Below are 19,888 nucleotides of genomic sequence, written 5' to 3'. Positions count from 1 at the left end.
CTGGCTGACGCTTGTCATACAATTCAGCTAAGTACAGACTCGTCAAGATTCTGAAAGGCTTGGGTTACAGTCTATGGTTCAACAATCCAACGACGTGCGCAGCGGTTCCCTTCTCTATCACGAGCAGGGCAGGCCGGGTAAACTTGAGATTAGGGCGACCAAGCCTCTGGCCAACCAGCGCGACCTGGCACTGGCCTATTCGCCCGGCGTGGCTGCCGTTTCCGAAGCCATCCATGCCGATCCATCACTGGCCGCCAAATACACCGCGCGCGCCAATCTGGTTGGCGTGGTGTCGAACGGCACAGCCGTGTTGGGCCTCGGCAATATCGGCGCGCTGGCGTCAAAGCCGGTGATGGAGGGCAAGGCCGTCCTCTTCAAAAAATTCGCTGACATTGACGTGTTCGATATCGAAGTCTCGCCCACCAATGTGGATGAGCTGGTGCTCGCCATCTCGGCACTGGAGCCCACTTTCGGCGGCATCAACCTCGAAGACATCAAGGCCCCGGAATGTTTTGAGCTGGAAGCGCGCCTGCGCGAGCGGATGAAAATCCCGGTCTTCCATGATGACCAGCATGGCACCGCGGTGATCGTCGCCGCCGCCGTCACCAATGCGCTCACGCTGGCCGGCAAGGATCTGGCCAAGGTCAAGATCGTGGCGTCAGGTGCGGGGGCCGCCGCACTAGCCTGCCTCAACCAGTTGATCGCCATCGGTGCAAGCCGCGAAAACATCTGGGTCACTGATCTGGAAGGCGTGGTCTATGAAGGCCGCAACAAATTGATGGATCCGTGGAAGGAAAAATTCGCGCAGAAGACCGATGCGCGCGTGCTTTCCGAAGTGATCCATGACGCTGACGTGTTCCTCGGTCTCTCCGCCGCCGGCGTGCTGAAGCCCGACATGGTGGCCAAGCTGGCCAAGGACCCGCTGATCCTGGCTCTGGCCAATCCCAATCCTGAAATCATGCCGGAGGAGGCAATGGCCTTGCGGCCCGATGCCTTCATCTGCACCGGCCGTTCGGATTATCCGAACCAGGTGAACAACGTTCTGTGCTTCCCTTATATTTTCCGTGGCGCGCTCGATGTGGGCGCGACCACCATCAATGAGGAAATGAAGCGCGCGGCAATTGAGGCCATCGCCGGCCTGGCGCGCGAAGCCCCGTCAGATGTGGTGGCCCGCGCCTATGGCGGCGAAGCGCGCTTGTTCGGCAAGGACCAGTTGATCCCTTCGCCGTTTGACCCTCGCCTGATCCTGCGCATCGCCCCCGCCGTGGCCAAGGCCGCGATGGAAACCGGCGTGGCCACGCGCCCGATCACCGACATGGACGCCTATGAAGACAAGCTGCAGCGCTTCGTTTTCAAATCCGGCTTCATCATGCGCCGCATCTATCAGGCCGCGCGCAAATCGCCGGGCCGGGTGATCTTCGCCGATGGTGAGGATGAACGCGTGCTGCGCGCCGCCCAGGCGCTGATCGAGGAAAAGATGGCCACGCCCATTCTGGTGGGCCGCCCGCATGTGATCGAGACGCGCCTCAAGCGTTACGGCCTGTCGATCAAGATGGGCACCGATTTCCAGATCACCAATCCGGAAGACGATCCGCGCTACCGTGACTATGTGGCCACCTATGTGGAAATCGCCGGCCGCAAGGGCGTGACCATTGATGCCGCACGCGCATTGGTGCGTACCAACAATTCGATTATTGCCGCACTCGCATTGCATCGTGGCGAGGCCGAAGCGATGATCTGCGGGTTGGAAGGCCATTACCGCTCCAAGCTGCGCGCCATCACCGACATTGTGGGTTTCGCCCCCGGTGTGAAACAGCTCGCCGCAATGAGCCTGATGATCACTTCGCGCGGCATCGTGTTCCTGGCGGATACACATGTGCAGCCTGATCCTTCCGCGGAAGCCATCGCTGAAACGGTGAAGCTCTGCGTCGAACATATCGGCCGCTTCGGCGTTACGGCCCGCGTGGCCCTCGTCGCCCATTCCGATTTCGGTGACCATGAAACGCCTGTGTCTGCCCGCATGCGCGGCGCGCTGGAAATTATCCGCCGCCAGCAACCGGGACTGGAGATCGACGGCGAGATGCGCCTCAACACGGCTCTGGTGGAAGAAGTGCGTGAGAAGAAGCTCTCGGCCTCCACCCTCACTGGTGAAGCGAACTTGTTGGTGATGCCTGATCTCGCATCGGCCAACGTGGCCTATCAGGCGATCAAGATATTCGGTGATTCACTTGCTGTAGGCCCCATCCTTCTGGGCACCGCCAAGCCCGCGCATATCCTGACCGGCTCGGTCACCGCGCGCGGCGTGATGAATCTCGCATCGATTGCAGTAGCCGAGGCCTGCGCCGGCAAGTGAGTGCCAATATCAAATCACGCATCTGGGTGGAGGCGCTCTTGCGCCGCTGCCAGGCGGAAGGAAAATTCGGCGCGGTGGTGCATAGCGGCGCTGATGAGGCCGGTGCGGTTTTCGTGGCCATCAATCATCTCGATGGCACCTATGACCTGCTGGCCCCGCCTGTAGGGCCTGCGCATAGTGATTATGGCGAACGGCTCTTCACCCAGGTTTTCGAACAGCCCCAACCTTGGGCGGAGCTTGCGCCTTACATTGAACGGCAAAGAAAATTCGATTCCGATCTCTGGCTGGTTGAAATCGAAGACAAACAAGGCCTGGCAGGCCTTAAACCGGCTTCATTTTGAACAATCCATTAGCCTCTTGTTAACCTCCTGGGTTTTAGCTTGGCCCTAACCATATGCGGGTTCGAGAGTGTCATGAGCAATGTGATTTATCTGAAAGGCCGAGAGCAAGGACGCAAGTCCAGGCCGCTGCCTGACGGCATGGCAGCGGAGATCGTGATTTTCCACGGAGTGCGTTTCGAGCGTTTGACCGATGACATGATCGACGACAGCAAGGTCAAGAACCGCCGCCTTCCTTCACGCAACAATCAGGCGATTGCCGAAGATCTCGAATAGAGCGCTTCCCACTTCTCCAACTGAATCTATTTCGGCTCGCAGCGCGTGGCTTTCACCACGTTTTCAAGCTCGGCCCGGCGCAACCCGTCCGCCACTGGCACCCACACCACCACAATGCCCTTGCTGTCGCTCAGTTCGGCGTGCCAGCCCACATTGGAAATGGCATTGTCTTCCTGCTCGTTCTTGCTGGTCAATTGTTGCAGCACGCTGCGCGCCTGTGACAGTTCGACTGTGAAAGCGCCAGAAGCGGCTTCCGCATCATTGATGCCGTAAACCTGCCGCCCGGTGGAATCAAAAATCGAGAAGGTCCAAAGGCCGGCCGGTACCGAAGCCGAGATCACCACCTTGCCCTTGTTCACATCAACCAGGCACAGCCCCACAATGTCATTCTTCGTCGCCGTCGAAACCAGCGCCGTCTGGTCCTCGGGCTTCATGATGAAGAAGCTGTTGGGCGGCATGCCTTCGGTCAGGGTGGTAAGCGTGCGGTGAAACAGCAGGCCCGGCATGTAAAGCACGGTCGCCAGGTAAACCGCAGCCCCCGTGGTGGCCAGCGTGATCAGCCAAAACAGGCGCCCCATCATTCGCAGGTGACTTTCTTCAGGCTGGGCAGCTTCAGGGCCTCATCCTTCTTCGGTGGATAGGGGGCATTGAGCACCAGCGTCACTCGCATCGGCCCGAAATCCTCGACCTGCAGAAGATTGCCCGGTTGCATGTGACGCGAAATTGCCAGCTTCAATTCCTTGTCGCCCGTCAGCACGGCATCGGCGGCGGTCAGCGATATGGCTTTCTGCGGCGTGCCTTCCGGCATGGCATTCACCGACCACCAGCGCGCAGCAGGTTCTTGCCCGCTCAGAATATAGGAACAGGTGGAACGTAGCGCATTGCCATCTTCATCAAGATCGCGCGTGTAATAGGCGGTGTCGTGCCCCGGTGGCAGAAGCCCCAGGCTGCGGAAATGACCGAGCGCATAGATCAGATAGACATCTTTGGGATTGGTGGTTTCCTGCTTCCAGTGCCCGCCTTCACCCACAGAATATTGCCCGGCCTTGCCCAGCGCTTGAACGCCGGCCACATAGCCGGCGACCGCACCGGCAACCAGAACTGCAGGGCCGAAGGAAATCCTCATTTTTGGGGCTGTTCCGTTCTGCAGTGTGGCATCGTTGATATTGCTAACACTTTTAATGTCGCCCGAATAGCAATTCAAACAGGCTCTTGCGCTGTGCCTTGGGTGCAGGCGCCTGGGCCTGCTTGATGCGGGGCTTCTTGCGTGGCGCTGCAGCGGCCGTATCTGAAGACGTCGGCTGGAACATATCAATCATGTTGTTCAGGATGTCCTTGGAATCCGTATCAGCCTGCTCGCCCGCATCCGCCGTTGCGGCGAGGGCTGTGGCTTCATCATTGGATGCCACCTGTGGACTGGCCTGTTCGGCCACCGCATTTGGCAAAGCCGGATCAGGAATGGAGGTGGGCGGCGCTGAATAGCTGCCATCCAGTGGCACACCGGGAATCCCAATGGGCTTCAGGCCAAACTCAGCGACACTCATGATGCGCTTCCAGGCCGGGGCTGGCACCACACCGCCGGTGACAGCCAGGCCTTTAGAGCTGGCCATCGGTGAATTGTCATCATTGCCGACCCAAACACCGGTGAGATAATGCCCGGTGAAGCCCATGAACCAGGCATCGCGGAAATTGGCATTGGTGCCGGTCTTGCCGGCGACGGGCTCAAATCCCAGATCGGCGGCGGTCGCGGTGCCGCTGGTCACAACGCTGCGCATCATGGTGACAAGCTGCGCGATTTTCGCGGCGGGCACCACTTGTGGCAGGTCTTTCTCATTGGTGTCATGATTATAAATCAGCGATCCATCGGGCCGGCGAATTTCCTGGACAGCATAGGGATGCGCCAGCTTGCCGCCATTGGCGATCGTGGCATAGCCGGTGCTGAGATCCATCAAGGTGAGAGCGCTGGTGCCGATCGCCATCGTGGCATAGGGATCGAGATTGCCGGTGATGCCTACCAGGCGCGCAGTCTCTTCCACTTTTTTGCGGCCCGCTGTGGCGTTGTTGTTGCCTGCATAAAGCAGCAGCTTCACCGCAATCGTATTGATCGAATGGGTGAGCGCAGTTTTCAGGCTGATCGCACCGCGGAAGCCGGGCGAGAAATTATGCACGCACCAATTGCCAACGCAGACCGGGCCATCAATCACGATGGTCTCAGGCGTGTAGCCCTTGAGAAGGGCGGTGAGATACACGAATGGTTTGAAAGAAGAACCCGTCTGCCGGTAGGCATTGGTGACGCGGTTGAACTGGCTGTCTTCATAGTCACGTCCGCCGACGATCTGGCGCACCGCGCCGTCCGGCGACATGGTAACAGATGAGGCCTGGGTGAAAAGACGGTCCGGCCCGATATTGTCGATCACATCATTGAGAATGGCCTGCGAGGCGTTTTGCAGGCGGGTGTTGATGGTGGTCTTCACCTCGAGCACATAGTCATTCTTGATGTTCTGCCGCTTCAGCACATCAAGTGTGTCCTTGTAGGCGAAATCGAGAAACCAGTTCGGGCTGGCCAGAATATTTTGTTCGACGATTTGTGCCGGATTGCGCTTTGCCTGCAACAGCTCGCCCTGGGTGATGGCACCCGCATCCAGCATGCGGTAGAGCACCACATCGCTGCGGGCGCGCGAGGCTTCAGGGTTGGCATGCGGCGCATATTGCGTCGGCGCCTTGAACAAGCCGGCCAGCACGGCGGCTTCCGGCAGATTGATATCGCGCACGGATTTGCCGAAATAGAATTGTGAGGCTGCTTCCACACCATAAGTGCCGCCGCCCATATAGGCGCGGTCAAGATAGAGCTTGAGTATCTGGTCCTTGCTGAAACGCTCTTCCAGCCACAGCGAAAGAAAGGCTTCATGCACCTTGCGCTGCATGGTGCGTTCCGGGGTGAGCAGGATGTTCTTCACCACCTGCTGGGTGATCGACGAACCACCCTGTTTGGAGCCGCCATGGGTGTTGTGGATCATGGCTCTGAGCGTGCCGATCACGTCCACGCCGAAATGGTCGTAGAAGCGCGCATCCTCGGTGGCCAGCACCGCCTTGATCAGAACCGGCGGGATTTCATTCAGCGGAATATTGTCATTCTGGCGGATGCCACGGCGGCCGATGATGTTGCCATCCGAGTCGGTAAAGGTGATCGCGTATTCGCGGCCATTGTTGAGCATGGTGGCTGGATCGGGGGCGCGCGGCACGGCATAGGCCAGAAGCGCAAAACAGATCACCACCCCGAAGGTAAAACCATCGTCGATCAGATCAACCAGCACACGCTGCAGGCCGGAAATGCGGAACCATCGGTAAAGCCAGGCAGAATAGCTCCAATAGGCAGACTTGATCGCGCGCAGGGTTTCAAACACGGCCGAGCTGATAAAGGCATCGGCCGTCCACATCATGCGGAAAAAGCGGTTGCGGGTAGGGAGCTGGCTCAACTCTAATGTTCCGTTCTGGCGCTGATTATCGCCCCTGACCACCCAAAAGCAAGTTGCTTAGACGAAATGGTTAGCATCGCTTTTGAGGGCCAATCAGGGCAATTCCATGGAAGCCTGGCGCGCTCTGATCGCCGCCAGAAAAGCGGCAAAAGCTGGGGTGGGCTGGCGGCGGTTGGGATAATACAGGTGATAGCCGGCATAAGGCGGGCACCAATCCTCCAGAACCGGGATCAGCTTTCCCTTGGCGATGTAAGTTGCCAGAACATCCGCCGGCAGATAGGCAATGCCCAGCCCTGAAAGAGCCGCCTGCAGGCGGATATCCACGCTGTTGGTTAAAAGCGGGCCTTCCACCTTCACATTCACGCTGCGCCCGGCCTTTTCAAACTCCCAAGCATAGACATTGCCCAGCGTGGGCAGGCGGATATTGATGCAGGCGTGCCCGGTCAAATCCTCGGGGCGCTTGGGCTTGGGATAGGTTTTGAAATAGGCTGGGGAGGCTGCGGGCAGCATGCGCAGTTCAGGCCCGAGCGGCAGGGCGATCATGTCCTTGGCCACCAGCTCGCCGTGCCGGATGCCGGCATCGAATTTCTCGGTCACGATATCAATGAGGCCGTTATCGACAGTGATTTCCACCTGCACATCAGGGTTTTGCGCCAGGAATTTTTCGATTCGGGGCCAAAGAGCCGAACGCGCTGCATGTTCGCCGCAACTGATGCGGATGAGGCCGGAGGGCTTATCCTTCAGCGCATTGAGGGATTGCAGCTCGGCACTGATCTGGGCGAAGGCCGGTTGCAGCGAACCCAGCAATCGCTCGCCCGCTGCTGTGGGCGCCACGCTGCGCGTCGTGCGAGCCAGAAGGCGAAGGCCCAAGCGCTCTTCCAGCCCCCTGATTGTATGGCTGAGCGAGGATTGCGAAATGCCAAGCTGGGCGGCGGCGCGGGTGAAGCTGCGCTCGCGCGCCACCACCATGAAGGCCTGCAAGGCCGCATAATCAGGCGTTTTCATTTATGAATGCTGCTCATAGGCTTATGACAATTATAGCCCGTTATCGCATGGAACCGGTGGGCCTAGATAGGGGCATGACAACCGCCGCTGTAGCCCACACCATGTTCTCCACCGATAAGACCGAAGCCGACCGCCAATGGGCGGTGCTGACCATTGTTCTGGCCACTTACCTGCTGATTTTGCTCGATACATCCATCGTGATCACTGGCCTGCCGGACATCGCCAAGGATTTCGGCTTCTCGCCCTCATCCCTTAGCTGGGTACAAAATGCTTACACGTTATTCTTTGGCGGCTTCCTCATGGTGGGCGCGCGGGCGGGGGACCTGTTTGGCCGCAAGCGCGTCTATCTCACCGGCGTTGCCATTTTCACTCTGGCCTCATTGGCGATCGGCCTGGCCCAATCAGGCACCATGCTGGTCGTGGCGCGTGCCATACAGGGCGTGGGCGCGGCGATTCTGGCACCCGCTACGATGGCGCTTCTGACCATTCATTTCCCCGAAGGCGAGCCGCGCACCAAGGCGCTCTCAGCCTATGCCGCCACGGCGGGCATCGGTGCCAGCTTGGGCTTGGTGCTCGGCGGCTTCTTCGCCGGCGCTCTCTCTTGGCGCGTTGGCTTTCTGGTCAACGTGCCCGTCGGCATCATTCTCTGGTGGGCGGGCCGCAGCTTGCTGGTTGAAACACCGCGCACCAAGGGTGCGCCAGATATGCTGAGTGCGGGCCTTTCCACCTTGGGCATGGGTAGCCTGGTTTACGGCATCGTGTCCTCAGCCACGGGCTGGGCGCAGATCGAAGCCTGGGGTGCATGTGTTTTAGGGATCGCCCTGCTGGCCGCATTCTTCCTGCGCCAGGCCGGGGCCAAGGCACCGCTGCTGCCGTTGAGCCTGTTTGCTTCCTCCAGCCGCACCGCCTCCTATGTGGCGCGCATGATGTTCATCGGGGCGATGGTGGGCTTCTTCTTTTATGCCACGCAGCTGATGCAAGTGGTGATGGGCATGACGCCGTTTCAGGCCGGCCTTGGTTTCCTGCCGATGACTGCGATGACCTTTGTAGCCTCACTGCTTATCCCGCGTGGCACGCGGCTGATCGGAACGGGTGGCGTTCTGGCCTTGGCTTTCCTCTGCGCGGCTCTGGGCCTGTTCTGGCTTGGCCAGCAACCTGCACATTCCACCTATCTGTGGAATGTCGGCCTGCCGATGCTTTTGCTCGGCATTGGCAATGGCGCAGCTCTTGGTCCTTTGACAGTGGCTGGCATGAGCGGTGTTGCCAAGGCTGACGCGGGCGCGGCCTCTGGCGTGGTCAACACCGCGCATCAATTGGGCGGCACACTGGGCCTGGCCAGCCTGGTTGCACTGGCGGCAACCTTCTCGGATTCTCTGGCCGATCATATTGTGTTGGGATTTAACGCTGCGGCAATTCTGCAACTGGCGGGCCTTGCACTCACATTGCTCTTTGTTGCCCGTCCGCGCTAAAAGGCGGTGATGTCCGAACCATTCTGGAAAACCACATCGCTGGCCGAAATGTCTCGCACGCAATGGGAAAGCCTGTGCGATGGCTGCGGCCGCTGCTGCCTGAACAAGCTGGAAGACGAGGACACCGGCGAATTTCTGTACACGCGCACGGCCTGCAAGCTGTTGAATCTTAAAACCTGTCAGTGTACGGATTATCCCAACCGCGCCAAGCGCGTGCCCGATTGTGTGACGCTGACGCCAAAGAACGTGGCCGAGTTGGGCTGGCTGCCGGAAACCTGCGCATACCGGCGTTTGAACGAGGGCAGGGAACTGTCCTGGTGGCACCCGCTGGTGTCAGGCCGGCAGGAAACGGTGACCGAAGCTGGAATTTCGGTGGCGGGCGAAGTCTATTCCGAAAAGGGCATCAGTGTGGACGAGCTGGTGGAGCATTTGTGGAAGCTGCCGAAGGCGAAGCGCAGGGCCAGATAGCGACTCAAGATTCCTTGGGCTCCATCGGCAGACCTGATTTGTGGTCCACCGGCTCGCGCATGTTGGAGTTATGATTGTCGGGCTTGCGCACCAGCTTGGCGGCTTCCAGCACCAGCGGATCAAAACCAGCACCACCGCTGTCGAGATGCTTGAAAAACTGTTCGCGCATCCGGGGCTCCCAGAAATTATTGAGATGCGACGAGATCTCCTTCTTGGCCTCATCGGTGCCATAGCCCCTGAAGAAGCTGGCGATCTGGTTCGCCATGCGGATCATGTCTTGCTGTTCCATCTCAAACTCCAAACATCATGATGCCCTGCGGCGCGCGCGAGGCCAAACTGATACCAGCCTGTCTGGCCAGCGATAAAGCAAAAGCGGTAGGTGCGGAAAGCGTGGCGAGGGCGCCGAGGCCCACGCGAGCACATTTCTGTACCAGTTCCGACGAACAGCGCGACGACATCAGCACAAAGCCATCATCCGGCACTTGGGCCTTGCGCGCCATGGCGCCGATCACCTTGTCCAGCGCATTGTGCCGGCCCACATCTTCGCGCGCCAGTAGAATTGATCCGTCCACGGAGCAAAAAGCTGCGGCGTGCACCGAATGATTGGCCGCATTCATAGGCTGGTGCTCGGGCAGCGCATCAAACGCCATCGCCACCGCCGCCGCCGCCAGCGGCACAGGCTTCACCTTGTCACGCGGCATGCGTAGAGCGTCAGAAAGTTCGGCCACGCCGCACAAGCCGCAACCTATGCGGCCTTCCATATTGCGCTTCACATAGGCATCGCGCAGCAGATGAGCCTCATCGATGGCCACATCAACACTGTAACCTTCGGGCTGTTGCAACAGCAGGATGCCCTTCACATGCGAATGATGCGCCACGATGCCTTCGCTCAACACAAAACCCAACGCGAAATCTTCAAGGTCCGCAGGCGTTGCCATCATCACGGCATAGGAATTGGAATTGAGCAGAATGGCCACCGGCACTTCTTCCGGCACCAGCCATGTTGCGGCTGCGCCGTTCAGAAGCCCGCTGGCGGAAATGGATGCTTCCGCAATCACTCCGCCGCCACGCGCTTGTTCATTTCCTCGCGGTCTTCCCATTCCTTCTGCCATTCAGATGGCTGGTTGGATGGGTTGACCTGCACGGCCGTCACCTTGAATTCCGGGCAATTGGTGGCCCAATCCGAGAACTCGGTGGTGATCACATTGGCGCCCGAAACCGGGTGATGGAACGTGGTATAAACCACGCCCGGCGGCACACGCTCGGTTACATCGGCGCGCAAGGTGGTGCCGCCGATGCGGCTGGCAATCGACACCATCGAACCATGCTTGATGCCGCGCATTTCCGCATCGGACGGGTGGATTTCCAGAATGTCTTCCGGATGCCAAGCCACGTTTTCAGTGCGCCGCGTCTGCGCGCCCACATTATATTGCGAGAGGATGCGCCCCGTCGTCAGGATCAGCGGGAAGTCGCGGTTGGTCTTTTCCGGCGTGGGCACATATTCGGTCAGCATGAAGCGGCCCTGGCCACGCACGAATTTGCCGACATGCATGGTGGGCGTGCCATCCGGCGCATTGGCATTGCATGGCCACTGGATCGAACCCATCTCGTCCAGGCGCGCGAAGGACACGCCAGCGAATGTGGGCGTAAGCATGGCGATTTCGTCCATGATCTGCGAGGCGTCATCGTAGCGCATGTCATAGCCCATGGCTTGCGCGAGCTCACTTACCACTTGCCATTCCTGCTTGCCTTGCAGCGGCGCCTTGACCGGGCGCACGCGGTTGATGCGGCGCTCGGCATTGGTGAATGTGCCATCCTTTTCGAGGAACGACGTGCCCGGCAAGAACACATGCGCGAAGGCTGCGGTTTCATTCAGGAACAGATCCTGCACGATCAGGCAATCAAGGCTTTCGAGCGCATGGTTCACATGATGCGTGTTCGGATCAGATTGCGCGATGTCTTCACCTTGAATGAACATGCCACGGAAGCTGCCATCAATGGCGGCGTTGAACATGTTGGGAATGCGCAGGCCCGGTTCATTGTCGATCTGCGTGTTCCACACTTCTTCGAACATCTGGCGCACGGCATTGTCCGACACATGGCGGTAGCCCGGCAATTCATGCGGGAACGAGCCCATGTCGCAAGAGCCTTGCACGTTGTTCTGGCCGCGCAGCGGATTTACGCCAACACCTTCGCGGCCGATATTGCCGGTGAGCATCGCCAGATTGGCCATGCCCATCACCATGGTGGAACCCTGGCTGTGCTCGGTCACGCCGAGGCCGTAATAGATCGCACCATTGCCGCCGGTGGCATAAAGCCTTGCGGCACCGCGCACGCGCTCAGCCGGAACGCGCGTCAGTGCTTCCACATTTTCTGGCGAGTGGCGCGGGTCCTTGATGAAATCCATCCAGCGGCTGAATTCCGTCAGGTCACAACGTTCATCGATGAATTTCTGGTTCTGCAATCCTTCCGTGACGATCACATGCGCCAGCGCATTGACGATGGCCACATTGGTGCCCGGCTGCAAAGGCAGATGGAATTGTGCTGCCACATGCGGCGCATTCACCGCTTCGGTTTCACGCGGATCGATCACGATCAGCTTGGCGCCAGCGCGGATGCGCTTCTTCATGCGCGAGGCAAAAACCGGATGGCCCTGCGACGGGTTGGCGCCGATCACCATGATCACGTCAGCCTTGGCGACCGATTTGAAATCCTGCGTGCCAGCAGACGTGCCGAAGGTTTTGGAAAGGCCATAACCGGTGGGTGAGTGGCACACACGTGCGCAGGTATCGGTATTGTTGTTCTTGAACGCAGTGCGGATCATCTTCTGCACCACATAGACTTCTTCATTGGTACAACGGGACGAGGTGATGCCGCCGATGGACTGGCGGCCATATTTTTCCTGGATCGCTTTCAGGCGCGTGGCCGCTGTGCCGATGGCTTCTTCCCAGGAAACTTCCTTCCACGGATCGGTAATCTTGTCGCGCACCATTGGTTTGGTGATGCGGTCCTTGTGCGTGGCGTAGCCCCAGGCGAAGCGGCCCTTCACGCAGGAATGGCCTTCATTGGCGCCGCCATCCTTGTAAGGCACCATGCGGATGACTTCATCGCCCTTCATTTCGGCTTTGAAGGAGCAGCCCACGCCGCAATAGGCGCAGGTGGTGACGACGGAATGTTCCGGCTGGCCTTTGGCGATCACGGTCTTTTCGGTGAGCGTGGCGGTCGGGCAGGCCTGCACGCAAGCGCCGCAGGAGACGCATTCGGAATCAAGGAAGCCTTCATCCATGCCGGCGGAAACGTGTGATGCAAAGCCGCGGCCATCAATGGTCAGCGCGAATGTGCCTTGCACTTCCTCGCAGGCGCGCACGCAGCGCGAGCAGACAATGCACTTGGCCGGATCGAAAGTGAAATACGGGTTGGATTCATCCTTGGCCTTGAAACGGAAATTCTCTTCGCCATTCTCACGCTTCTTGAAAACGTGATTGTCGCCTTCATAGCCATAGCGCACATCGCGCAAGCCCACGGCACCAGCCATGTCCTGCAATTCGCAATCGCCATTGGCCGCACAGGTGAGGCAGTCGAGCGGATGGTCGGAGATGTAAAGCTCCATCACGCCTTTGCGGAGGCCGGCGAGACGGTCGCTCTGCGTTTTCACTTTGATGCCAGCAGCAACCGGCGTGGTGCAGGATGCAGGCGTGCCCTTGCGGCCTTCAACCTCGACGAGGCACAGGCGGCAAGAACCAAAAGCCTTGACCGAGTCCGTAGCGCAGAGCTTGGGGATCTTGGTGCCCAGCGACATCGCCGCACTCATGATCGACGTGCCTTCCGGCACTGTCACCTCATGGCCATCGATTTCCAGCGTGACCATTTTGGTCGACTCTGACTTGGGCGTACCGAAATCAATTTCCTTGATCAGCATGGTCTTGTCCTATTCCGCCGCAAGGCGTTTGGGTTTCGGAAGACCGAAGTCCTCCGGGAATTTGGTGAAGGCGCTCATCACTGGCATGGGCGTCAGGCCGCCCATCGCGCAGAGTGAGCCATCGGTCATCGTGGTGCAAAGATCTTCCAGCAGCACGGCATTGTATTCACGGTTCTCGCCCGCGATGATCTTGTCGATCACTTCAACGCCGCGTGTCGAGCCGATGCGGCAGGGCGTGCACTTGCCGCAGGATTCAATGGCGCAGAATTCCATCGCGAAACGCGCCTGCTGTGCCATGTCCACGCTGGTGTCGAACACGACGATGCCGCCATGGCCGAGCATCGCACCATTGGCCGCCAGCGTTTCATAATCCATCTTGAGATCAAGCTGCTCGGCGCTGACATAGGCACCGAGGGGCCCGCCCAGCTGAACGGCGCGCAACGGCTTGCCCATGTATGGCCCGCCGCCGAAATCCTCGACCAGCTCGCGCAATGTCACGCCGAAAGCCTTTTCGACAATGCCGCCGCGCTCAAGATTGCCGCCCAATTGGAAGGGCATCGTGCCGCGCGAACGGCCCATGCCCATATCGGCATAGGTCTTCGCACCCTTGGCCATGATGTAAGGCACGGCAGCGAAGGAGAGCACGTTATTGATAATGGTCGGTTGGCCGAACAGGCCTTCCAGCGCGGGGATCGGCGGCTTGGCACGCACCATGCCGCGCTTGCCTTCCAGGCTTTCCAGCATGGCGGTTTCTTCACCGCAAATATAGGCACCTGCGCCACGGCGCACTTCCAGCACGAAAGATTTGTCCGTGGACTGAATATTTTCTCCGAGCCAGCCTGCCTTGGTGGCGATGGCAATCGCTTCCTTCAGCGTGCTGATGGCGTAAGGATATTCCGAGCGGCAATAGATGAAGCCCTTGGTGGAACCGGCAGCGAGGCCCGCAATCGTCATGCCTTCAATCAGCATGAAGGGGTCGCCTTCCATCACCATGCGGTCAGCAAAGGTGCCGCTGTCGCCTTCGTCAGCATTGCAGCAGACATATTTCTGTTCGGCCTTGGCCTCGGAAACGGTTTTCCATTTCAGGCCGGTGGGAAAGCCCGCACCGCCACGTCCGCGCAGGCCGGAGTCGAGAACTTCCTTCACGATGTCAGCGCTGCCCAAAGCCAGCGCCTTCTTCAGGCCTTCGTAGCCGCCATGGGCAATGTAATCTTCGATCGAAACCGGATCGGTGATCCCGGCGCGTGCGAACATCACGCGCTCCTGCTTCTTCAGGTAGGGGATTTCTTCGACAAGGCCCTGCGCCAAAGCATGTGCGCCGCCATTGAGGAAGTTGGCCTCGAAAAGACCAGCCACATCCGCCACCTTGACGCCGCCATAGCCGATGCGGCCTTCCGGCGTTTCGATTTCAACGAAGGGCTCAAGCCAGGCCATGCCGCGTGACGAGTTGCGAATGATCTGTACACTGATGTTTTTCTTTGCGGCCTGATCGGCAATGGCAGCTGCCACTTCATCGGCCCCCAACGCAACGGCCAGCATGTCGCGCGGAATGAAAATCTTGGTCATGAGGCCAGCTCCGCGACGAGAGACGCAGCCGTATCAGGCTTGATCGCGGCCTTCGGCTTGCCATCCACCAAAGCAGCCGGGCCCATCGGGCAGAGGCCCAGGCAATAGACGGCCTCAAGCGTCACCCGTCCATCCGGCGTGGTTTGCCCCAGCTTGATGTTGAGGGTTTTTTCCAGCGCCTCAATCACCGCCATGCCGCCGGCACTCTGGCAGGCTTCGGCACGGCAGATCTGGATTGTGTGCGTGCCTGTCGGCTTCAAATGGAAATCATGATAGAAGGTGGCCACGCCATAAACTTCAGCACGCGACAAGTTCAACGCTTGCGCGATAGCGGGGAAAGTGGCTTCCGGCACATGGCCCAATTCCTCCTGCAGATCATGCAGGATTTCCAGCAGGGCATCGGCTTTATTCGAATAGCGGAGAGCGATTGCGCGGGCAGTTTGATCTGCCGGCGTCAATTCGATGGGCCGGGCTTTCGGCTGGGCTTTGCGTGTCATGGCCCATTGTGCCCCAAACCGGGGGAAAATGCCAATACGGCTGGCCTATCATCCCATAGGCAGGGCTTATCAATGTGGCGGGTGGTTAACGAACTCAATACAGCGCATTCGAACTGGCAAAAACGGGCTGGATGCTCGGCTGGGTTGCGATCTTCCAATTCATTTTCGCAGGCGGCAGAAGATTGAGCGTTCCCGGCATCGCCAGGCTGCTGGCAACCGGCGGGGCAGCGGAAACAAGCGTCCCGGTGACAATCGGATCAGACGGGGCTGCAGCGGCCTTGATAGGCTTCTTCTTGCCGTTCTTGTCCGGCGGCGGGCCGAATGAATTCACCATCGCTGCCGGAGCTGGCGTTGCGACAGCGGTCAGTGGTGCGCCCGCAAGTGCGGGATCCTTCTTCGGAGGATTTGCCGCAGCCACCGCCGTCGTTTTGGCCGGCGCATCGTTCCAGCCCTCTTGCATCCAGGCGCCATTTTTTGATTCCGGCGTGACGCCGCCACCAGCATTGCCCATGCGGGCCAGCTGGATTTCCATCTTCAGGCGTTCGATTTCCAGAGCGTAGAGCTGGCTGCAATCCAGCCGGTGCGCCACTTGGCCCAGCGGAATGACGACACGGCCATAGGCAGCGGCGGTTGCATTGGTCGTGTCGTTTTGCGGCGCACCGATCACGCCCATATCCATATAGGCACCGTTGCCACCCACCGCCGAACGGCACGATGTGCCGTCCGACGAATGGATTTCATCCTGGCCCGTGGGCAACGCGGCGGAAGGCAAGGTCATGCCAAAGGTCGCACTGTTCACCGACGAGGTTGTCGTGGTGATTGTATCAGCCCTCGCAACAGCGCTGGTCTCGGCGGCAAGCGCCAGCACAGCGGCCCCCGAGAGAAGCGTTGCTGCGAGGATCGATGCCACCTTGACGGCGAACCGCTGTTCGGCGCGAATAAACTCGCGCAGCTCAGCGAAACTCAGCCGTGCCACAGGAATCTGGCTTACTGACCTATATGTCTTGCTAGATATCTTCCGCATACTTGTGTTCTCACCCCCGACTGATTGGCGTTCGCAAACATGCCCTCTGCGCACACACGGACCTTACGTTGCTGCATGCCTTGGAACGGCACGCGCACGGAGACCATGGTGGTTTCATCCGGTGGCATCCGGAGGCCTGGGGGAGTGACGATGGCTTCGATGGGTTGAAAGTTCTCATCATAGACCCGCACATCAAAACCGACGGCGCGGGGATATGGATTGCCCACCGTGATACGGAGGGCGAACTCATCCGCAAAGCTTGTCACCGCACCACGCATCGGAGTGACCGACTGGGCATGGGCGGCTTGGCTCCCGAGTACGAGCGCCAAGCACGCAAGCGTGTGAAGCTTATTCACACCGGACCGTCACAGTGGCAGTGTAAGTGCCAGCTGGGAAGGTTCCGGAAGCTTTTGCTGCATCGAGATTGACGGCGATCTGTGAATTGCCCGCATTGAGTTTGGTGGCGGTGGCCCCTGGCACCTGATAGGCCGAGGTAGCGCCGTTCACATTGTATTGGGTGGCGAAAGCAACATTCGAGCTGTCGCCGACCGAGAACGAAGTCGGGGCAATGGTCTTGATGGTGTAATTGCTGCTGGTGGCCATGGCATTGACCGAGGCCGAAGCGCCGCCTGCATTGGAGCTGGACAGCTTCTTGAAATCAGCAGCGGAGGTCAGCGTACCTGCCGTGCCTGCAGCCAAAACGCAGGTATCTGCGACTTGGCCATTGAAGATCGCATCAGCCGACGATCCAGCGGCAAATGCCTCGCCACCAGAAATGAGGGCAAGGGTAAACGAACTCACGAGAACAAACTTGATTGACATTTTTTTGTACCTTTCAACATCATGTCGATAGCGGAAAGGCAGTACATTCCACCTGTTCCGATGTGGGTGGTACGGCTAAGTGATTGAATCAGCAATCCAAACTGATCAATACAATGAATGGCGAGTTAATTTCAAATTTGAGGCAATGCGTTAGGAAAGCGTTCACCATGCTGCAATTGCTCCGTACACGGAACAAAATCGGGGTGTTTTCGGGTAAGCTCGCTTGGGCGGAGGCTGATCGCAATGAGATTGACAGCCTCCGCCGTTTTCACTCTTATTGCTCATCTGTAATGGTTGGGGGGCAGAGACGATGCGAGCCACTTTTGGAAAACTATGCAGGGCTGCACTTGCCGGCGTGATTTTCACAGGCCTGGCCTGGGCTGACCCGCCACCCGCCGGAACGGAATTCCACCCGTTCAATCCCGCGCAGCAGCAACCTGTCACCAAGGATGGTGTGACCGACTTCCATCTCGCGCCCGGACTATGCAGCAGCAAGGATTATGGTGACGGTCGGGGCGAGAATGATTGCAACAATGGCAATCTGCGTTCGGTGTTGCGCTGGAAATCCGAAGCGCACACCGGCGATACGGTTGAATACAAGTTCGACCTGAAGATCGACCCGAAGCTCACTTATCCGGGTTTCAAGAGCATGGCCGCTTTGGGATATTATCCCAATGGCATCGACAGCCACTTGCGGCTGGCAAGCTGGGAAGGCCCGTTCCTGCACAACTTCATCTACATGCTGAAAGCCGATACGACCAACGGTGTCAGCTTTCTCGCACAGCAATGCCAGGCGCCAGCTGATTTCGGCACATGGCTCACCTTCTCGCTCAAGGTCCATTGGTCCGCCGGCGATGACGGCTGGGCCAAAGCCACGTGCAATGGCAAGGTGATCTATGGGGATGAGGCGATTGCCACCAATCAGGCGCCGCACTGCTGGCCCAGCAACCAATGCGAACCCGGGGTGCCGAAAGATCCGAAGAGCTTCAACTTTCTCGTGGGCCCGGTCATGTCGGGTTTCGGCCCCGATTGGAAGAAGATTCCCGGTGCCAAATCGCTGTTTGACGAAATTCAGCCGGATGGGATTGGCGTGCAGGTCCGCAATCTTTCGGTACTGCGCAAGGCCGATCTCTATGACGCGGCTGACCGCGAAGCGGTGAAGCAGTTGCAGCAGAAGCTCGCAGCATTGGGCTGCAATGCGGAAGCCCCGGACGGAACCGTGTCACCCGCGCTGCGCCAGAAGGCGCAGGATTGCCGCAAATTTCCGGATGGAACGCTGCCAGCCAAACTCACAGTGGCCACGCTGCACGATTATCTGGCGCTCTATTCACGCCCCGACACAGCAAGCCTGCCGGCCGGCACTGGCGCAGCGAAGCCCGCTGAAAGCGTCGCATCGCAATTTGTCGTTCACGCCGCCGAGGAAAGCGCACAGAACGCCGGCAAGGACCAGAAAGTGAATTCCAACATGGAAGGCACGATCAAAGGCGCGAAGAAGGGCGAAAACAAGCTGTTCTTTATCCTGTTTGGCCAGTTCGACTTCAAGGGAGAAAACTTTTCGGAGCTGGAATACATCCTGCAGGATAATCTGGACAAGAAGGCGCAAGCGGCGCTCGCGGCCTGCGACGCGCCGACAGTCACCTATCCCGACGGCACAGTGCATCTGCGCCTGGTGATGCTGAAACGCAGCGGCGACATATTCGCGAAGCCAAAGAGTGCGGCTTGCTCGGTCAAGGCCTTGCCACCGGGGCAGGCCGCTGAGGCCCGGTTTCTGCTCGACCACTTCCCGGACATTGCGGTGGGCATGGTGAAGGACAAGACCGTCAACAAGATGCGCCATGACGGGGCAAAGACCTTCATGAAACGAGTGGCGGCTGGTGAGATCACCTTTGTGGATGAGTGAACAAGTCAGGCGCTGCGGCGGATCAGATTGATACCCGTGGCGATCAGCCAGAGCGTGAGGCCGAGGAAGCCCAGGATTGTGGCGATCGAGAACACAGCACCTGATCCGCCCAGCACGATGCTCAGGCCTTCACTGGTGCCCAAAGCGATGCACAGCGTGGCGGCAAATCCGATGAGGCTGGTGATCAGCCAGCCTTCCTTGCGCTGGATGAGCGAAAGCTGCAGGACGAACAACGCGGTGAACCACTGCCCCATATGTTCACCGATGGCGACGCCGCCCCAATTGTTCAGTGTACTGAACATCTGCTCTGCGGCGAACTTGGCTTGCTCTGTGGCTGCAGGATCAGCATGGGCTGCTGCAATCGCCGGAATGGCAAACACCCAACGGAAAAGCCCGATGGCCTGCGTGATACTCGCCGCTGTACCAGCCAGTGCCGCACCGATGGCCAGAGCCGGCGAATTGAAAACGCGCTTCGGCGTGATCGACAGTGCGATGGCCAGTGGCGTGAGTGCCAATGCGGCAAAGGCAAAGCCATACCAGGTGAGGATCAAGCCATTGCCGCCTTCTGCAAACTTGTCGAGCGCTTCACCCGCTGGCTTCCGCAGGATGGCGGGATAATCAAAGGTGGCACCCAGAATGGAAAAGGGAATATTGAACAGAATGGCAAAGACAATGGCGGCAACACCCTTGGCCACACGGCAGGACGAGCCCTGCTGCAAATCCTGTCCTACCCGATGTTCCATTGGCTTTCTCCCTGTCCCGCCTTCATCCTAGA

At 59.1% G+C, this 19,888-nt stretch carries 18 protein-coding genes; 6 read left to right on the top strand and 12 right to left on the bottom strand.

Going from position 1 to position 19,888, the window contains the following annotated elements:
* The first annotated feature begins 73 nt into the window (after positions 1-73).
* The 3 genes from F8B91_RS07930 (at position 74) to F8B91_RS07920 (ending at position 2,967) form a co-directional block, all read left to right on the top strand.
* A complete protein-coding gene (locus tag F8B91_RS07930) occupies positions 74-2,353 on the top strand; it encodes an NADP-dependent malic enzyme (RefSeq protein WP_196503172.1) in 2,280 nt (759 codons plus the stop codon).
* Positions 2,350-2,694 (top strand): DUF1491 family protein, encoded by a 345-nt coding sequence (locus F8B91_RS07925; RefSeq protein ID WP_348641726.1) that lies wholly within the window; start codon positions 2,350-2,352, stop codon positions 2,692-2,694. Before F8B91_RS07930 ends, F8B91_RS07925 begins: the two co-directional genes overlap by 4 nt.
* A 72-nt stretch (positions 2,695-2,766) precedes the next feature.
* Entirely contained in the window at positions 2,767-2,967 is a 201-nt protein-coding gene (locus F8B91_RS07920; RefSeq protein ID WP_196503171.1) for a hypothetical protein, read from the top strand.
* Positions 2,968-2,993: 26 nt separating this feature from the next.
* On the opposite strand, the gene F8B91_RS07915 is transcribed toward F8B91_RS07920, so the two are convergent.
* The 4 genes from F8B91_RS07915 to F8B91_RS07900 form a co-directional block, all read right to left on the bottom strand.
* Positions 2,994-3,548: a hypothetical protein gene (locus F8B91_RS07915; protein ID WP_196503170.1), complete on the bottom strand. Its 555-nt coding sequence runs from the start codon at positions 3,546-3,548 to the stop codon at positions 2,994-2,996.
* Positions 3,545-4,093: a DUF1214 domain-containing protein gene (locus F8B91_RS07910; RefSeq protein WP_196503169.1), complete on the bottom strand. Its 549-nt coding sequence runs from the start codon at positions 4,091-4,093 to the stop codon at positions 3,545-3,547. The genes F8B91_RS07915 and F8B91_RS07910 overlap by 4 nt, the downstream gene beginning before the upstream one ends.
* 52 nt (positions 4,094-4,145) lie before the next feature.
* Positions 4,146-6,443, bottom strand: coding sequence for a transglycosylase domain-containing protein (locus F8B91_RS07905; RefSeq protein WP_196503168.1), 2,298 nt, complete (start codon positions 6,441-6,443; stop codon positions 4,146-4,148).
* Between the two features lie 93 nt (positions 6,444-6,536).
* Entirely contained in the window at positions 6,537-7,448 is a 912-nt protein-coding gene (locus F8B91_RS07900) for a LysR family transcriptional regulator (RefSeq protein ID WP_196503167.1), read from the bottom strand.
* Between the two features lie 74 nt (positions 7,449-7,522).
* On the opposite strand from F8B91_RS07900, the gene F8B91_RS07895 reads away from it, so the two are divergent.
* Together F8B91_RS07895 and F8B91_RS07890 are read left to right on the top strand one after the other, a co-directional pair.
* Positions 7,523-8,917: an MFS transporter gene (locus F8B91_RS07895; protein WP_196503166.1), complete on the top strand. Its 1,395-nt coding sequence runs from the start codon at positions 7,523-7,525 to the stop codon at positions 8,915-8,917.
* Positions 8,918-8,926: 9 nt separating this feature from the next.
* Positions 8,927-9,385 carry a YcgN family cysteine cluster protein gene (locus F8B91_RS07890; protein WP_196503165.1) on the top strand — a complete coding sequence of 153 codons (459 nt, stop codon included), beginning with the start codon at positions 8,927-8,929 and terminating at the stop codon, positions 9,383-9,385.
* 4 nt (positions 9,386-9,389) lie between these two features.
* On the opposite strand, the gene F8B91_RS07885 is transcribed toward F8B91_RS07890, so the two are convergent.
* The 7 genes from F8B91_RS07885 to F8B91_RS07855 form a co-directional block, all read right to left on the bottom strand.
* Positions 9,390-9,674, bottom strand: coding sequence for a formate dehydrogenase subunit delta (locus F8B91_RS07885; RefSeq protein WP_196503164.1), 285 nt, complete (start codon positions 9,672-9,674; stop codon positions 9,390-9,392).
* A gap of 1 nt (position 9,675) precedes the next feature.
* Positions 9,676-10,443, bottom strand: a complete 768-nt coding sequence (gene fdhD, locus F8B91_RS07880; RefSeq protein WP_196503163.1) for a formate dehydrogenase accessory sulfurtransferase FdhD — start codon at positions 10,441-10,443, stop codon at positions 9,676-9,678.
* Positions 10,440-13,304, bottom strand: coding sequence for a formate dehydrogenase subunit alpha (fdhF, locus tag F8B91_RS07875; protein ID WP_196503162.1), 2,865 nt, complete (start codon positions 13,302-13,304; stop codon positions 10,440-10,442). The genes fdhD and fdhF overlap by 4 nt, the downstream gene beginning before the upstream one ends.
* Before the next feature lie 9 nt (positions 13,305-13,313).
* Positions 13,314-14,870 (bottom strand): formate dehydrogenase beta subunit, encoded by a 1,557-nt coding sequence (locus F8B91_RS07870; RefSeq protein ID WP_196503161.1) that lies wholly within the window; start codon positions 14,868-14,870, stop codon positions 13,314-13,316.
* Positions 14,867-15,367 (bottom strand): NAD(P)H-dependent oxidoreductase subunit E, encoded by a 501-nt coding sequence (locus tag F8B91_RS07865; protein WP_196503160.1) that lies wholly within the window; start codon positions 15,365-15,367, stop codon positions 14,867-14,869. Before F8B91_RS07865 ends, F8B91_RS07870 begins: the two co-directional genes overlap by 4 nt.
* Before the next feature lie 94 nt (positions 15,368-15,461).
* The gene (locus tag F8B91_RS07860) at positions 15,462-16,343 is read right to left on the bottom strand and encodes a hypothetical protein (protein ID WP_196503159.1); all 882 of its coding nucleotides are present in this window, start codon (positions 16,341-16,343) and stop codon (positions 15,462-15,464) included.
* 396 nt (positions 16,344-16,739) lie between these two features.
* Positions 16,740-17,213 carry a hypothetical protein gene (locus F8B91_RS07855; protein ID WP_196503158.1) on the bottom strand — a complete coding sequence of 158 codons (474 nt, stop codon included), beginning with the start codon at positions 17,211-17,213 and terminating at the stop codon, positions 16,740-16,742.
* 310 nt (positions 17,214-17,523) lie between these two features.
* On the opposite strand from F8B91_RS07855, the gene F8B91_RS07850 reads away from it, so the two are divergent.
* Positions 17,524-19,113, top strand: coding sequence for a hypothetical protein (locus F8B91_RS07850; RefSeq protein ID WP_246714990.1), 1,590 nt, complete (start codon positions 17,524-17,526; stop codon positions 19,111-19,113).
* 5 nt (positions 19,114-19,118) lie between these two features.
* Here F8B91_RS07850 and F8B91_RS07845 read toward each other — a convergent pair whose 3' ends face one another.
* Positions 19,119-19,856, bottom strand: a complete 738-nt coding sequence (locus tag F8B91_RS07845; protein ID WP_196503157.1) for a DUF4386 family protein — start codon at positions 19,854-19,856, stop codon at positions 19,119-19,121.
* Between the last annotated feature and the right edge of the window lie 32 nt (positions 19,857-19,888).

Source organism: Aestuariivirga litoralis (genome assembly GCF_015714715.1).
In the GTDB taxonomy this organism is placed as follows: Bacteria; Pseudomonadota; Alphaproteobacteria; order Rhizobiales; family Aestuariivirgaceae; genus Aestuariivirga; species Aestuariivirga litoralis_A.
Note: the sequence above shows the minus strand (reverse complement) of the source record. Positions and strands in the feature narration are given on the sequence as shown.

Bases quoted from the DNA above. Each gene is read 5' to 3' on its own strand.
- F8B91_RS07930 (WP_196503172.1), top strand. From the start codon at position 74: ATGGTTCAACAATCCAACGACGTGCGCAGCGGTTCCCTTCTCTATCAC.
- F8B91_RS07920 (WP_196503171.1), top strand. From the start codon at position 2,767: ATGAGCAATGTGATTTATCTGAAAGGCCGAGAGCAAGGACGCAAGTCC.
- F8B91_RS07915 (WP_196503170.1), bottom strand. From the start codon at position 3,548: ATGATGGGGCGCCTGTTTTGGCTGATCACGCTGGCCACCACGGGGGCT.
- F8B91_RS07910 (WP_196503169.1), bottom strand. From the start codon at position 4,093: ATGAGGATTTCCTTCGGCCCTGCAGTTCTGGTTGCCGGTGCGGTCGCC.
- F8B91_RS07900 (WP_196503167.1), bottom strand. From the start codon at position 7,448: ATGAAAACGCCTGATTATGCGGCCTTGCAGGCCTTCATGGTGGTGGCG.
- F8B91_RS07895 (WP_196503166.1), top strand. From the start codon at position 7,523: ATGACAACCGCCGCTGTAGCCCACACCATGTTCTCCACCGATAAGACC.
- F8B91_RS07890 (WP_196503165.1), top strand. From the start codon at position 8,927: ATGTCCGAACCATTCTGGAAAACCACATCGCTGGCCGAAATGTCTCGC.
- F8B91_RS07885 (WP_196503164.1), bottom strand. From the start codon at position 9,674: ATGGAACAGCAAGACATGATCCGCATGGCGAACCAGATCGCCAGCTTC.
- fdhF (WP_196503162.1), bottom strand. From the start codon at position 13,304: ATGCTGATCAAGGAAATTGATTTCGGTACGCCCAAGTCAGAGTCGACC.
- F8B91_RS07870 (WP_196503161.1), bottom strand. From the start codon at position 14,870: ATGACCAAGATTTTCATTCCGCGCGACATGCTGGCCGTTGCGTTGGGG.
- F8B91_RS07865 (WP_196503160.1), bottom strand. From the start codon at position 15,367: ATGACACGCAAAGCCCAGCCGAAAGCCCGGCCCATCGAATTGACGCCG.
- F8B91_RS07855 (WP_196503158.1), bottom strand. From the start codon at position 17,213: ATGTCAATCAAGTTTGTTCTCGTGAGTTCGTTTACCCTTGCCCTCATT.
- F8B91_RS07850 (WP_246714990.1), top strand. From the start codon at position 17,524: ATGCGAGCCACTTTTGGAAAACTATGCAGGGCTGCACTTGCCGGCGTG.
- F8B91_RS07845 (WP_196503157.1), bottom strand. From the start codon at position 19,856: ATGGAACATCGGGTAGGACAGGATTTGCAGCAGGGCTCGTCCTGCCGT.